The 14,634-nt window shown below is 39.8% G+C and carries 12 protein-coding genes; 2 read left to right on the top strand and 10 right to left on the bottom strand.

Features of this window, described 5'->3' with window-relative positions:
* Positions 1–23: 23 nt before the first annotated feature.
* The 3 genes from L5B90_RS07800 to L5B90_RS07790 all read right to left on the bottom strand — a co-directional run bounded on the left by L5B90_RS07800 (position 24) and on the right by L5B90_RS07790 (position 3,921).
* Positions 24–563, bottom strand: coding sequence for a methylated-DNA--[protein]-cysteine S-methyltransferase (locus tag L5B90_RS07800; RefSeq protein ID WP_250363532.1), 540 nt, complete (start codon positions 561–563; stop codon positions 24–26).
* Positions 564–653: 90 nt separating this feature from the next.
* Positions 654–2,033: an outer membrane protein transport protein gene (locus L5B90_RS07795; RefSeq protein WP_250363533.1), complete on the bottom strand. Its 1,380-nt coding sequence runs from the start codon at positions 2,031–2,033 to the stop codon at positions 654–656.
* A gap of 229 nt (positions 2,034–2,262) precedes the next feature.
* The gene (locus L5B90_RS07790) at positions 2,263–3,921 is read right to left on the bottom strand and encodes a putative transporter (protein WP_250349556.1); all 1,659 of its coding nucleotides are present in this window, start codon (positions 3,919–3,921) and stop codon (positions 2,263–2,265) included.
* Positions 3,922–4,129: 208 nt separating this feature from the next.
* Here L5B90_RS07790 and L5B90_RS07785 point away from each other — a divergent pair, with 208 nt between their 5' ends.
* Positions 4,130–5,911 carry an ABC transporter ATP-binding protein/permease gene (locus L5B90_RS07785; RefSeq protein WP_250349555.1) on the top strand — a complete coding sequence of 594 codons (1,782 nt, stop codon included), beginning with the start codon at positions 4,130–4,132 and terminating at the stop codon, positions 5,909–5,911.
* Positions 5,912–5,997: 86 nt separating this feature from the next.
* On the opposite strand, the gene L5B90_RS07780 is transcribed toward L5B90_RS07785, so the two are convergent.
* The 7 genes from L5B90_RS07780 to L5B90_RS07750 form a co-directional block, all read right to left on the bottom strand.
* The gene (locus L5B90_RS07780) at positions 5,998–6,738 is read right to left on the bottom strand and encodes an ankyrin repeat domain-containing protein (RefSeq protein ID WP_265762592.1); all 741 of its coding nucleotides are present in this window, start codon (positions 6,736–6,738) and stop codon (positions 5,998–6,000) included.
* Positions 6,739–6,829: 91 nt separating this feature from the next.
* Positions 6,830–7,600: an energy transducer TonB gene (locus tag L5B90_RS07775; RefSeq protein ID WP_265762591.1), complete on the bottom strand. Its 771-nt coding sequence runs from the start codon at positions 7,598–7,600 to the stop codon at positions 6,830–6,832.
* Positions 7,601–7,987: a TonB system transport protein ExbD gene (gene exbD / locus L5B90_RS07770; protein WP_250349552.1), complete on the bottom strand. Its 387-nt coding sequence runs from the start codon at positions 7,985–7,987 to the stop codon at positions 7,601–7,603. It abuts the gene before it with no gap.
* Position 7,988: 1 nt separating this feature from the next.
* Complete coding sequence (gene exbB, locus L5B90_RS07765) at positions 7,989–8,444, bottom strand: TonB-system energizer ExbB (RefSeq protein ID WP_250349551.1); 456 nt, start codon at positions 8,442–8,444, stop codon at positions 7,989–7,991.
* A 163-nt stretch (positions 8,445–8,607) separates the two neighbouring features.
* Positions 8,608–10,659: a TonB-dependent siderophore receptor gene (locus tag L5B90_RS07760; protein WP_265762590.1), complete on the bottom strand. Its 2,052-nt coding sequence runs from the start codon at positions 10,657–10,659 to the stop codon at positions 8,608–8,610.
* A 272-nt stretch (positions 10,660–10,931) separates the two neighbouring features.
* Positions 10,932–12,212: an HlyC/CorC family transporter gene (locus L5B90_RS07755; RefSeq protein ID WP_250349549.1), complete on the bottom strand. Its 1,281-nt coding sequence runs from the start codon at positions 12,210–12,212 to the stop codon at positions 10,932–10,934.
* Positions 12,213–12,254: 42 nt separating this feature from the next.
* A complete protein-coding gene (locus L5B90_RS07750; RefSeq protein ID WP_250349548.1) occupies positions 12,255–13,064 on the bottom strand; it encodes a cytochrome C assembly family protein in 810 nt (269 codons plus the stop codon).
* Between the two features lie 157 nt (positions 13,065–13,221).
* On the opposite strand from L5B90_RS07750, the gene ffh reads away from it, so the two are divergent.
* The gene (gene ffh, locus L5B90_RS07745; RefSeq protein ID WP_265762589.1) at positions 13,222–14,607 is read left to right on the top strand and encodes a signal recognition particle protein; all 1,386 of its coding nucleotides are present in this window, start codon (positions 13,222–13,224) and stop codon (positions 14,605–14,607) included.
* Positions 14,608–14,634: the final 27 nt, after the last annotated feature.

Raw genomic sequence — 14,634 nt, 5'->3', positions numbered from 1 at the left:
GTGCTTTTTTATCTGGTTTTTACTTAGCTTTGATACTTTTTCAATAATTTTTGTTTGACGTATTCCACGCCTTTATCCACATAAGCAATATTTTCTAACTGTAATAAATAGCGTTTGGCTGGTAATCCACCACCAAACCCTGTTAGCTGACGTGTTTTACCTAACACACGATGGCAAGGAATGATAATGCTAATTGGGTTGCCCCCTACTGCACCGCCTACCGCCCGCACCGCTTTAGGGTTATTAATGTGATGGGCTAACTCGCCATAACTTGAGGTTTCGCCATAAGGAATTTGGCACAATTGTTGCCAAATGCGTTGCTGAAAGGGAGTACCTTGTGGATTAAGCGGAATATCCGCAAAGGTTTCTTTTTCGCCATTGAAATAACGTGTTAACGCCGCTGAAACCTGAGTAAAGAGCGGATGATTTTCTCGCAAAATCCATTTCGGATTTGGGGCAATTTGCTCGGCTTCAAAATCCAAATTGGTCAATTTATTATCTTGGCTAATCATTAATAATCGCCCTATCGGGGAATGATAATAACAATAGTAGATTTCAGGCATTGGTGAGTTCTCTAAAAATGATATAAATAAGCCTATCCAGTTGGATAGGCTTATTATAATGAAATTTGCGTAAATGCCTAGTTTCTCAAATTAGAAGCTGTAATTTACGTTTAAACCGTAAAGGTTAGCACTGGATTTTGAACGATAGTCGGCTTTAACTTCAACTAAACCACCACCAAGGCTTTGTGTTTCGGTGAAGTTTACTTTCTTACCACGTAGGTGAGCAAAACCGAAATCCACAGAAAGATTTGGGGTAAATTTATAGGTTGCCCCTAAGCTGTACCAAGTGCGATCTGTATCAGGAATTGAGGCACTTGCGTGTTCTGTTGGTGCAGCGGCTTCATCATAGGCAATCCCTGCGCGTAAAGTTAATTGGTCATTAACAAGATAACTTACCCCTAAAGCTACGCGTGTATTATCGCGGTATCTTTCTTCCTTATGAAGTGCAAGATCCCCATTACGAGAGCCTGCTGGCACACTGTCATAGGTGGCGTGTAAATTCTTTAAACGGCTCCATTCTGTATATTTGTAACTATAATGCACGGCGAAAGCATCTGTTAATTGGTGGAAACCTGAAATTTCCCAATATCCTGGTAAATTTAATGTTAATGATCCTGCACCAACATAAGGCTTAACCCCATAAGGCATATAACTTACCGCATTACGATCTTTAAACTCAATATCAATTTTTGAATGATATGCCACACCAATACGGTTTCTTTCATTAAATTCATAAACAAGACCGGCATTCCAACCAAAGCCCCAAGCGCTTCTATCTTCAAGGTGAGTGAGAACTGTACCTTTCTCAACGCCTGCACCAACTTGTGCCGCCATTGGCGCATAAGGGCTAGGACTTGCTGCAACAGCATTTAGTGCATCATCTAAAATCCCTGCTGTGCGTTCAACTTCAGCTTTAGCATAAATAGCATTTAACCCCGCACCAATACTAAATCCTTCGCTAACACGGTAAGCACCACTTAAATTTAAGTTAATTGCGCTTAAATCAGTTTTTCCACCAAAAACACCCGCACTATAATCGCTACCATATTCACTTCTTAAACCAAAGTTTACATTCATTCCTGCACCAATTGCGAACTTATCATTAATTGGTGAGACGAAATACATATTCGGTACTAATGAACCTGGCACTACATCGTTATTATCCGCAGATTGTGGACGAGTAACTGGACGTCCTCCTGCTGTGGCTGTTACTGTGCCATCAACACGAATTTTAGAATCCACATAAACGCCACCAGCACTAAATTGGTTGGTTTTAAATAATGTCATTAACGCAGGGTTGGTCGCTACCACAGAAGCATTATCAGCAATCGCGGCTTCACCCGCATAAGCTCGCCCTAAGCCAGAACTTGACACTTCTGCTAATTGGAATGCTGCTGCTTGTGCGCCGCCTGCAACAGCCAATAATGCAGAAGAAAGTAATGTTCTTGAAAAAATTGTTGTTTTAGTCATTTGTAACCTTTTTTCGATTAAATTGATAAAAAAAGCCGTTGGATTGTAAAGAAAGCCCCCCACTAGTGCAAACAAATTTGGGCAAACTAATCAGAGTTCAGACCAGTTGAGAAATCTAAAAAGAAAACAAAGGGATGATAAGTGACAACATCGTAATAAACGTTGAGAGTGTATAGAAAACAGAAATAAAAATGCCCAGTTTAACTGGGCATTGCGAAATTTCGGACTATTAGAAAAAAGACCACAACAAAATGGCTAATAACTGCGGCGAGAGTATTCGCAAGAACATTACTAAAGGATAGACCGTTGCATAAGAAAGCGCCGCGACCCCACTATCTTCTTTAATCGCATTGGCAAAGGCTAGCGCTGGCGGATCCGTCATTGAGCCTGCAAGCAAACCGCATAAAGACAAGTAATTCAGTTTTAGATATAAGCGAGCAAATAGCCCTACCGCCATTAATGGGAAAAATGTGATGATAATGCCATACCCCATCCATTCAAGCCCTGAGCCGTTCACTAGGGTATCCACAAAATTACCGCCTGATTTCAGCCCGACTACCGCTAAAAACAGCACAATACCAATTTCTCTTAAGGCAAGGTTTGCACTTGGTGGCATAAACCAGTAAAGTTTTCCAATGCTGCCTATTCTTGCCAAAATCAAGGCAACAACAAGTGGCCCACCTGCAAGCCCAAGTTTTAACGCCACAGAAAGCCCCGGAATATAAAAAGGAATTGACCCCACCAGCACGCCTAAACCAATACCAATAAACACTGGCAGCATTTGTACCTGTTGCAATTTTTGTTGTGCATTCCCAATAAGGGCAATGGCATTATCAATTACATCTGTTCGTCCGACAATATGTAATACGTCCCCAAATTGAAGTGTAGTATCCGCACTAGGAACTAGCTCTACCCCTGCACGGTTTAAGCGAGAAATTACCACGCCATATTTTTGATGAATACCAAGTGATTTTATTTTCTTTCCTAGAACTTTCTCATTTGTTACAACGATACGTTCAGAGCGTAAATCCCCTGTCAGAGTTGAACGTGGCACATCAATGGCTTCACCAATGACTAACTTCATTTTATGCAGGACGTGAACATCACCGACTAAATGCAAAATATCATCAAGAAGAATTTCCGTATCGGCACTTGGCACACTCACATTCTCGCCACGTTTTAAACGAGAACAAACCACATCCTCACTTTCAAATCCGGGAATTTCAATTAAGGTTAAGCCATTTAAATTCTGATTTGTAACCCGAATATTCATTGAGCGTAAACTGTCTTTATCTTGCCCACTTTCACGTTGGAAATTTGCCTCTTCTTCCTCTACTTTTATCTTAAAAAATAACCGCACTAACCACATTGTGAGTAAAATCCCACAAATCCCAAAAGGATAGGCCACTGCATATGCCATCCCCATATTACTTGTGGTATGGCTCATTCCCAATTCAGCAAGAATTTGTTGCCCAGCCCCCAATGATGGCGTATTTGTAACTGCGCCAGAATAGATCCCCAAAATAATATCAAGTGGAACCTCAGCCGCTTTATATAATACAACCACACTGGCTGCCCCAAGCAACACGATCAATACGGCTAATCCATTGAGCTTTAAGCCAGATTCTCGCAATGAAGCAAAAAAACCGGGACCGACTTGAATCCCAATTGTATAAACGAAAAGAATTAACCCAAATTCTTGAATAAAATGTAACGTATGTGCATCTAAGTGCACGCCATATTGGTTGGTAAAATGGGCAACAATAATTCCCCCAAACAAAACACCTCCAATACCTAACCCAACGCCACGAACTTTGAAATGCCCGATCCATAATCCGACGACCGCAACAAGGGCTAAAATGCTAATCGTCACCGCAATATCACTCATCACAACCTCGATAATTTCATTTAACTAAAAAAATTATAGCAACCTCTAAACAGAAAGAATGGATTAAAGTCTAAAAGTTTAATCTACATCACATTTTTCTTGCGTGCGGACTAAATTTCTTTAACAATCTTTGAACAAATTTTTAATTCTGCACTCTAAACAAAGACGATTTAACCTTTTATTTTCACATATTTACTCGGACGGTATTATGAATTGGTCAGAAGAATTACTCAGTTCATTTTTATGGATAATTCAAAGTCTTGTTATTACAAGCATCGCATTTTCTATTATTTTAGCCATTTTGGTGAAAACAACCCGTTGGGCAAGACAATTTTGGCTCATCACCCAAACTTACCTTTCGCCGAAACAGCATTTAAAACCACTCTGTTATTTTTGGGTGATTATTTTCTTTAATTTGCTTGCGGTACGGTTAGATATTCTCTTTTCTAACTGGTATAACGCAATGTATAGCGCCTTACAAGAAATGAATGCAAACGTATTTTGGCAACAAATGATCATTTTTTCTTTGCTCGCGACGGTACACGTTTTAAACGTCTTGTTTACCTATTACCTTTCGCAACGTTTTAAAATTCAATGGCGAACTTGGCTTAATCAACAATATCTCAACCAATGGACAGCAAACCAAGCCTATTACAAAACCTTGCACGGCACTAGCCAACTAGACAACCCCGATCAGCGAATTCAGCAGGATATTGACTCTTATGTGACCAGCTCGCTTGGCTTTGCCACTGGCGTCATTTCCTCAACCGTATCACTGGTTGCCTTTACCGCAATTTTATGGGATTTATCCGGTCCAATGGTGATCGCAGGCTATGAAATCCCACATATGATGGTCTTTCTGGTTTTTGTTTATGTGCTAATTACGAGTCTTATCGCTTTTAAAATTGGACGACCATTAATAAAACTTAACTTTGCCAATGAAAAGCTTAACGCGAACTACCGCTATTCCCTCATTCGTTTAAAAGAATATGCCGAAAGCATCGCCTTTTATCGTGGTGAAAAAATGGAAAGCCATATTTTATTTAAACAATTTAACAACATTATTAGCAATATCTGGCAATTGGTTTATCGAATGCTAAAACTGTCCGGATTTAATCTTGCGGTATCGCAAGTTTCCGTTATTTTTCCTTTTATCATTCAAGCGACACGTTACTTTAGTGGACAAATTAAATTAGGGGATTTAATGCAAACTTCACAAGCGTTCGGTAAAGTGCAAGAAGCCCTTTCTTTTTATCGAAATTCTTATGATGACTTTACCGCTTATCGTGCAGTACTTGATCGTTTAACGGGTTTCCACAGTGCGCTCCATTCTATTAATCACAACACAAATGTGGAAATAGAAAATAGCGATGGCGAAGTGATTTTTCAACATTTAACGATTAAACGCCCTGATAATCAAAGCCTGATTGAAAAACTTAATCTCACTCTCCCTTTAGGAAGTCGCCTACTTATTCAAGGTCCTTCTGGCTCAGGAAAAACAACCCTATTACGCACCATAGCCGGACTTTGGCCATATTCTGAAGGCAAAATATATTGCCCGCAAACACAGGCATTGTTCCTCTCACAAAAACCGTATTTACCGCAAGGTCGGTTAATTGATGCGCTTTATTATCCTACGCTTGCACCTCAAGAACCGGATTTATCCCATATTCAACAAATTATGCAACAGGTCAATTTAGGTCATTTAAGCGATAAACTTGAACAACAAAAAGATTGGACGCGTGTACTTTCTCTCGGCGAACAACAACGCCTTGCTTTTGCGCGTTTATTTTTACATAAACCACAGGTTGCCTTCCTTGACGAAGCCACCGCAAGTATGGACGAAGGATTGGAAGAAGCAATGTATCAATTATTAGATAGCATATTGCCAAATACCACTATAATTAGTGTAGGGCATCGTTCTACCTTACTGAAACATCACGCATTGCATTTACAAATTCAGCCAGACAAAAGCTGGCGTTTATGCTAACTAATAAAAAATCAGAATAAACAAAAGTGCGGTGTAAAAATAGGAAGTTTTTACACCGCACTTAGCTTTTTATTTAATCTTATTAACTAGTTACAACTAGGTTTGCCTGTTTTATGATTAATTGCGCCATTTTGAATAAGCAGTTTTTGCATTTCAGGTAAATTACGCTCACAGGCATAAGACAAGGCACTTTGGTTATAAGAAAACATTGATGGCTCTTTTGTGGTGGTCACTAAATTCACATTTGCTCCCTGAGAAATAAGGAATTTTACTGTTTCCAAGCGGTTATTGCTGGCTGCAACCATCAGCAAGGTTTCCCCATCACTTTCAATGCTTTGATCGTTTAAATCTACGGGACTTAAATTCCCATAGATTTTTTTCACTATATGGGTATTTTTGCCTAATACAGCTGATTTCAGCACGTTATAAACATCACCTGAATCAGTAGCAAAAAGGCTTGCACCTTGTGAGATCAAATATTCTACAATATCTTCATAACCAATAAATGCAGCCCAACCAAGCGCAGTTTGCCCAAGACTTCCTGTATCTTTTACCTCAAGATCTTGCCCTTTTTCAACCATCGCTTTAATTTCAGCTAAATTACCTTGTTTGACGGCATCAAACCAGTGTGCATTTTCACCTTTAGAGGGTTCTGTATAGAAAATGCGCCACGCAAGCTTATTTGGATTCGCAATATCGTGCATTTCTTCTGCACTAATACGAAATGCGGAGGTATAAGGCTTCGCCTGTTCATTTTCTGTTGCAGAGGCAAACATTGATATGCCAAGGGTTAAGGTAAAAGTAAAAAGTTGGGTTAATTTTTTCATTATCTTCTCTCTAATAAAGTAGGGAGCGAGCATTATAAAGAGAAGTGCGGTGTAAAAACAGGGAATTTTTTCACCGCACTTAAGAATGGTTTTACTGAATACTAAATCGTAATGGCACAGTCAGTGAGGAACTAACGCCCGCGGGTTTTGGTCCAACAGAACGCGCGCGTTTTACGGCATCAAGGGCGGCATTATCCAGATCATTATTCCCTGATGATTTTGCTAATTGCACATTATTCAATGAACCATCATTTGCGATGATGAAACTAACAGTAACGATTCCTTGCTTTCTCATCATTTTGGCGCGTTGCGGATAACGTTTCTGACGCTCAATTTCCTTCCTTATGGCACTAAGGTAGGCTTTGGCTTCATCTGAACTTGTTCCTTTCCCAACTAAATTCGGATTAGTTACCGTTGCTTTGCCTAGGCTCGTTGCATTGGAGGTGATCTTCGCCGCTGAATTAATATTACGATCGCCTTTTTCTAATTCTTTATTTGCCAACGGTTTTTCTTTTGGTTTTTGCTTTGGCTTCTCTTTTGGGATTTTTTTTGGCTTTTCTTTTTTAACCTCTTTTTCCTTTGGTTTTTCAGGCTTTGGCGGTTCTGGTTTCACAATAGGATCAGGCACGCTTTCTTTCACTTCTGGTTCCGGCTCTATTGGCTGTGGCTCTGGTGTCACTTCAGGCTCTTCCACGGTCATTCCCATTAGCATTTCCATTGAAATGCTATTATCAATGATTTCTGCCTGATAACCATTTGCCGTGCCATCATCTCGTATTGCATAAAGAATTGCCCCAATGAGCGTTACGTGGAACAGCAAAGAAAAGAAAAAACCAAACCAAGAACGATGTTTATTTACCATTTAGTTGCCTTTCTCTTTCATTGTTACAATGGCAACATTTTTGATGTTATTCTTCGCCATTAAATCCGTGAGGCTAACAAAATCTTGGAAGGTTGCTTTCGCATCGACTTTTAGGGTAACTTTTTGATCTTTCGCCCAACTTGCGACTTCTTTTTCCATTTGAGCGAGATCCGTAGGTTTATCGTTAAAAAAGATTTCCCCTGTTTCGGTAACCGTTAATAATTTAGCCAAATCGTCCGACTTAAATGCGACGGTACTGCTTGCTTTTGGCACATTGACTTGGATTTTTCCTTGAGAAATAAAAGACGCGGTAATTAATACAATCGCCAGCAACACTAACATAATGTCAATGAAAGGGATAATATTGATTTCATCAAACTTTTTCACATTATGCCCCTAGATTTTTTTGTCCGTTTAAGGCTTTCCATTTCAAGCGATTCACTTCTACTTTGCGTTGTAAACCGTTGTAAAACACCATTGATGGAATGGCAACTAAAATCCCTACGGCAGTGGCTTTGAGGGCAAGAGAAAGATTAAGCATAATGGCAGCAGCATCAATATCTCCCCCTGAATTTCCCAATTCATAGAAGGTTAATAGAATACCGATAACTGTGCCAAGCAAGCCGACATAAGGGGCATTCGATCCAATAGTGGAAATAATAGTGAGATTACGGTTGAGATCGATGTCTAATTCGTGAATATTGGTGTAGTGTGAAACATTCACACGGCTCAAAAAGATAAAACGTTCAATGACGAACCATACCATCATAAAGCTCATTAAGCCGAGTAACCCTAAAATAATGTAATCAATATAATGTTGTAAAAATGCGAATAATTGTGGCATTGGGAAATCCTTAACGCTGACGTTAAATAAAACTGAGGCAAACTGCCCTTAATTGTTATTGAGAATGAATTTCAATTAGGTTGCAAATTGTAACAAATTAAAAATTTTCGGTCAAAGTGCGAATAAAAAATGCGGTGAAAAATCACCGCACTTGTTAAACAGATTAGAATGTGTAATTTACATTCATTCTAAAGTCGCGTCCAGAGCCCGTTAAACTATTTACCCCTGCACGCTGGCTATGGCTTTTGTAGTTTTTGTTGAATACATTATCTACTGCAACGTTAATCGTGAGATTTTCATTGGCTTCCCAGCTCGCATAAAGATCATTTACGCCATAACCCGGTTGTTTCACACTTGCGCTTCCACCTGAACCACGGCTAGGTGTTCCTGTTTCGCCTTCAACAAAACGTCCTTTCCAACCGATAATTAAGTTTGGATTAGCGAATTTGTACGACACTTCGGTTGTCCAAGTACGCCCTGTTGCCACAGCAAATACTGTATTATCCGCCACATTACCATAGACTTCAGGTTTACTTTCTGCCACACCTGCGCGTAGTGTTAAGCCCGCGTGTTTATAAGCAGCGGATAGTTCATAACCTTGGTTACGCAATAATGCGCCATTATAAATAACATTATTTTTCAATGACATCGCATCTTTTACTTTTTGCCAGAAGTAACTTCCACTTAGTGAAATACGATCATTTAAATCATAATTGAAACCAATTTCTGCATTACGGGCTTTTTCTGCACGGATATTGCTATCAATCCCAATTGTGCCAGAACCAGCAATCATTACCTCATATAAACGAGGGCTACGGGTTGCATAGTTCAAGCTGGTGTTCAAGCTTAAATCATCAGAAACTTGCCAAATTAAGCCCGCACTTGGGTTAAAATGCCCTTTGCTTGCCTTAGAGCCATTTGACGCTTTAAAGTTAAAGTAATCATAACGCGCCCCTGTTGTTAAGATGACAGGCCCCATTCCCCAAATGCCTTCTACATACACGCCGAGATCGTCTTTGCGTTGATTATGCGCACCTGCGGCAAGTTGATTTGGTTTTCCTACTTGTTTACGATAATTTACGCCGTATTTCACTAGGTGATTTTCACCAATGGCGCTGTCTAAATTTAAGTTAGCTCCCGTAGTAAGAATTTGGGTTTTACTGCTTCCTTCTTCACGTACACGTTTTGTATGATAAACATTGGCTTTCGCTTCGGTAACAAAGCCCATATTCTTACCTGTCCACTCCAAATTGGTGGTATCTTGCGTAGTGGTACGGTAACGTGGGTTATTATTCTCTTCATTCACCACATAGTTGCCGTTTTGGTCAAGTACATAATAAGAATCGTTACCACGTCTGTCTTTTCCTGCATAAACTGAACTTAAACGATAACCCTTATCACGTTGTTCTTGAGATAAGCGAGCAGTAGAAACATAAGAATTAGAAAAATCAAATTCTTCACGCAATGCACGCACACCATAGTAACGTTCTTGGCGATGGCTTAGTACCACACGTTGATTTTCAGTGATATCCCAACCTAATTTAGCCAATAAGCCACGCTCACCTAGTGCGCTGTTTTGTACGGTATCTGAACCATTAAGATTTTTATAATCTTTACCGCCTTTATAGTTTTCTTTGTGATTCCAGTTACCTGAAACTAACGCATCAAATGCCCCTACTTTGCCATATACACTCGCGCCTTGCGTATAGCCTTTATTACTACGCACACCGCCAGTAAGTTTAAACCCAAAATCTTGCCCTTCTCTTAATAAATCTTGCGCATCAACGGTTGTTGCAATAATTGAGCCACTGGTTGCACCAATCCCAGCACTGGCAGAACCCGCGCCTTTTTGCACATCAATACGTTTAATTAAGGCTGGATCCAATAAGAAGCGACCTTCGTGGTGGAAAGATTGGGTATCTGAATAAGTATTGTCCACTTTGAAGTCAATTTGATCTTGCCCCATTCCACGAATTGTTACCCATTGCGATGTTCCGCCATTTCCACCACCAAAATTAATCGCAGGCTCATTAAATAACAAACCACGTAAATCCGTTTCCGTACTACGCTCCATTTGTTTTAGGGTAACGACATTGGTTTTGCTTTTCGCTCCGGTATTTTCAGTAACAACATCAATCACACCTAAGGTTTCCGCTTGCACCGCCGTTGCCACAAGTGTTGCGAGAGGTAAAAGAACAAATTTTGCTTTCTTCATAATGAACTTCCTTTATTACACATCATTAAAATATTGAGAATTATTATCGTTTTTTTTTGCATCTTTAGTCAATCGTCAGAAATGGGAAAAAGCAAATTTTTATCTACCAACAATAAAACCTTTAAAAATAAGAAAAAACTCATAAAAAAAACACCGCACTTTTATAAATAAATTAGATAACATTCAAAAACAAAAAGTAAATGCAAGGCAAAAGAAAAAGACGAAAGGCAATTCACCTTTCGTCTTTCTGCTTTTATGATAAGAAAACGCGTTTAGTTTGGCTGTGTTGCTGATGAAATCTTTTCTACTCTCGCTTGTTTCACCATATTATCTGCGACTTCTAAAATCGTGATTTTTAAGCCGTTAATTTCACATTCTGTTCCTTCATCAGGAATTTCTTCTAAATGCTCTAAAATAAGTCCATTGAAGGTTCGGGCTTCATCGGTATCCAAATGCCAGTCAAATAATTTATTTAAATCCCTGATATTTGCTGATCCTTCAATAATCATTGAGCCATCTGATTGCTGGGTAACTTCTTCATCAATGGAAGGGGCGGTAGAAGTGGTAAATTCACCCACAATTTCTTCCAAAATATCTTCCAATGTCACCAAGCCTTTGATGTCGCCATACTCATCAACCACTAAACCTATACGTTCTTTTTTATTACGGAAGTTGACTAATTGTGCATTTAATGGGGTGCCTTCAGGGATAAAATAGGCCTCATCAACTGCTCGAATTAATGTCTCTTTACTAAATTCATTTTTATCTAACATTAAACGATACGCTTCACGCACACGTAAAATACCTAGCACATTTTCGTCCATACTTTCTTTGTATAGCACGATTTTACTGTGTGCCGAGTGATTAAGCTGACGCATAATGGCTTTCCAATCATCGTCAATGTTGATCCCGCCAATATCGTTGCGTGGCACCATAATATCGTCCACCGTCACTTTTTCTAAATCCAAAATAGAAAGCAACATTTCTTGGTGAGCGGAAGGAATGAAATGCCCTGATTGATTCACAATAGCACGTAGCTCTTCCGTGCTTAATGAACTGACTTTTTGTTCATTTTTAACACGGAATAATTTCATCAAGCCACGAATAATCAGGTTCATTAAGAACACGATTGGGCTAAAAATTTTCAGCAATGGCGTAAGAATATGACTTGATAAAAATGCCACTTTTTCGGGGTAAAGTGCTGCAATGGTTTTGGGGAAAATTTCAGCGAAAATCAGCATTGCGAAAGTTAATGCCCCAGTGGCAATCGCCACCCCCATATCGCCATACAAACGCATTCCAATAATGGTTGCAATCGCGGAAGCGGAAATATTAACGAGGTTATTACAAATTAAAATAAGGCTAAGCAGAATATCGGTTTTCTTGAGTAATTTTTCTGCCTTTTTTGCGCCTTTATGTCCCTTTTCAGCAAGGAACCGCATTCGATAACGATTGGCAGAAAGTAAGCCCGTTTCTGAGCTAGAAAAATAGGCGGATAAAATCAGTAAAATAATTAACGTGATAAATAATGTACTAAGGGGGATACTATCCAAAATCAAATCCTTTTATCAAACCATCGTTCTTGGGCACTCAAATTAAAGCCCCAGCCCAAACGCAACACGACTGCCAAAATAAGCAATTGAGAGCAAAATCATACCCGAAATGCTATAAATAATCACCTTTTTTCCACGCCAGTGCCATTTCCAATGCCCAATTAAGGCAATGGCTAACACAACCCACGCTAAAAAAGAAAAAATCGCTTTTTGTACATTTTGCATACCAAAAAAGTCGGGTAAATACACTGCGCCAGAGATTAACGTTAAAGTCAGTAAGAACTCACCACTTAACATCAAACGGAAAAAATGCCGTTCTACCGTCATTAATGGCGGAATAATAGGCGATAATGCTAACTTTTTACTTTTTAAGTTTCTATCAATCCACCACAATTGAACGGCATATAAGGTCGCAATAAAACATACCGCATAAGCCAATAAGGCTAAACCGATATGTAAAAATAAGCCCACATTATGGATTAAATGTTGCACAAGTGCGATAGGTAAAAATGTCTGTAAAATCAAATTAATTATCGCCAAACAATACACAATGGGTAATAAGAACCACAGGGTATTCACTCGAAAACCAAGCGCAAAGGTTGCCAAAGCAGCCACAATTACACTTAGCAGAGAACTAATATCCATCAGGGTAAATTGTTGGGCATTCGCTAAATGAGAAAACAGGGGGACAAGACTAATGCAATGTGCCACAACTGCCAAAAGTGCGGTGCAAAAAAACAATGTTTTATTCGGTTTTTTCGTTTGTTCTCCCGAGTGTGCTTTTAATAACATTGGGGTAATGAACAAAATACTGATTATGTATAAAAAAATCGAAAATATGGCAAACCACATTTTTACTCACCTTAAAGCCAAATCAAGAATTATTTTTATTCTAGCCTTGCCGCACTAAAATCGCTATAAATTTCTTGCAAATGATGAAAATCTGTGGGATTTCAGTATAATTGGCACAATTTATTTCATTTCATTCCACTCAAATTTAGGAAAAACGATGTTTGAAAACCTTTCTGATCGTCTCTCGAAAACCCTGCGTAACATTACGGGGAAAGGACGTTTAACCGAAGATAATATTAAAGATACCCTGCGTGAAGTGCGTATGGCATTGCTTGAAGCAGACGTTGCTTTACCCGTCGTGCGTGAATTTATTAATAAAGTCAAAGAACGTGCTATCGGTGAAGAAGTCAATCGTAGCTTAACGCCGGGACAAGAATTTCTCAAAATTGTGCAATCTGAGCTTGAAAAAGCAATGGGTGAAGCCAATGAGAGCCTCAACCTTGCGACCCAACCGCCTGCGGTAATTTTAATGGCAGGTTTGCAAGGGGCGGGGAAAACCACGAGCGTGGGTAAGCTCGCCAAATTCTTACGTGAACGTCAGAAGAAAAAAGTGATGGTGGTCTCGGCGGACGTGTATCGCCCAGCCGCGATCAAACAACTTGAAACCCTTGCGCAAGCCGTTGGGGTAGATTTCTTCCCGTCTAATAGCCAACAAAACCCCGTAGAAATTGTGCAAGCCGCCCTTGCTGATGCTAAACTCAAATTCTACGATGTGTTGATTGTGGATACCGCGGGTCGTTTGCACGTTGATAGTGAAATGATGGAAGAAATCCAAAAAATTCACACCGCACTTAACCCAGTGGAAACCCTTTTCACCGTCGACGCAATGACCGGACAAGATGCCGCGAATACTGCAAAAGCCTTTAATGAAGCGCTACCGCTTACTGGGGTGATTCTGACCAAAGTGGACGGTGATGCGCGCGGCGGTGCGGCACTTTCTATTCGCCAAATCACCGGCAAACCGATTAAATTCTTAGGGGTTGGGGAAAAAACTGACGCCCTTGAGCCTTTCCACCCTGATCGTGTTGCTTCACGCATTTTAGGAATGGGGGACGTACTTTCGCTAATTGAAGATCTACAACGCTCAGTGGATCAAGAAAAAGCGGAAAAAATGGCAAAAAAATTCCAAAAAGGCGATGATTTCACATTGGAAGATTTCCGTGATCAGCTTATTGAAATGAAAAAAATGGGCGGAATGATGACAATGCTGGAAAAATTACCGGGTGCGAAAAACCTGCCTGATCACATCAAAAATCAAGTTGATGACAAAATGTTTATTAAAATGGAAGCCATCATCAATTCAATGACCTTAAAAGAGCGCGCTAAACCTGAAATCATCAAAGGTTCACGCCGCCGCCGTATCGCCTTAGGCTCTGGCACACAAGTACAAGACGTGAATAAATTGCTGAAACAATTTGACGAAATGCAACGTATGATGAAAAAAATGCGTAAAGGTGGAATGGCAAAAATGATGCGTGGAATGAAAGGAATGATGGGCGGAATGGGCGGTTTAGGCGGCCTTGGCAATATGTTCAAACGCTAATTAATCGTAAAAAACGGAAGAAATAAC

Source organism: Avibacterium sp. 20-129, assembly GCF_026226845.1.
In the GTDB taxonomy this organism is placed as follows: Bacteria; Pseudomonadota; Gammaproteobacteria; order Enterobacterales; family Pasteurellaceae; genus Avibacterium.
The sequence above is the reverse complement of the archived record's forward strand: the minus strand, read 5'-3'. Positions and strand labels throughout refer to the sequence as shown.

Excerpts from the sequence above, each read along its gene's own strand:
- ffh (WP_265762589.1), top strand. The coding sequence starts at position 13,222 with ATGTTTGAAAACCTTTCTGATCGTCTCTCGAAAACCCTGCGTAACATT.
- L5B90_RS07760 (WP_265762590.1), bottom strand. The coding sequence starts at position 10,659 with ATGAAGAAAGCAAAATTTGTTCTTTTACCTCTCGCAACACTTGTGGCA.
- L5B90_RS07795 (WP_250363533.1), bottom strand. The coding sequence starts at position 2,033 with ATGACTAAAACAACAATTTTTTCAAGAACATTACTTTCTTCTGCATTA.
- L5B90_RS07800 (WP_250363532.1), bottom strand. The coding sequence starts at position 563 with ATGCCTGAAATCTACTATTGTTATTATCATTCCCCGATAGGGCGATTA.
- exbB (WP_250349551.1), bottom strand. The coding sequence starts at position 8,444 with ATGCCACAATTATTCGCATTTTTACAACATTATATTGATTACATTATT.
- L5B90_RS07780 (WP_265762592.1), bottom strand. The coding sequence starts at position 6,738 with ATGAAAAAATTAACCCAACTTTTTACTTTTACCTTAACCCTTGGCATA.
- L5B90_RS07775 (WP_265762591.1), bottom strand. The coding sequence starts at position 7,600 with ATGGTAAATAAACATCGTTCTTGGTTTGGTTTTTTCTTTTCTTTGCTG.
- L5B90_RS07750 (WP_250349548.1), bottom strand. The coding sequence starts at position 13,064 with ATGTGGTTTGCCATATTTTCGATTTTTTTATACATAATCAGTATTTTG.
- L5B90_RS07785 (WP_250349555.1), top strand. The coding sequence starts at position 4,130 with ATGAATTGGTCAGAAGAATTACTCAGTTCATTTTTATGGATAATTCAA.
- L5B90_RS07790 (WP_250349556.1), bottom strand. The coding sequence starts at position 3,921 with ATGAGTGATATTGCGGTGACGATTAGCATTTTAGCCCTTGTTGCGGTC.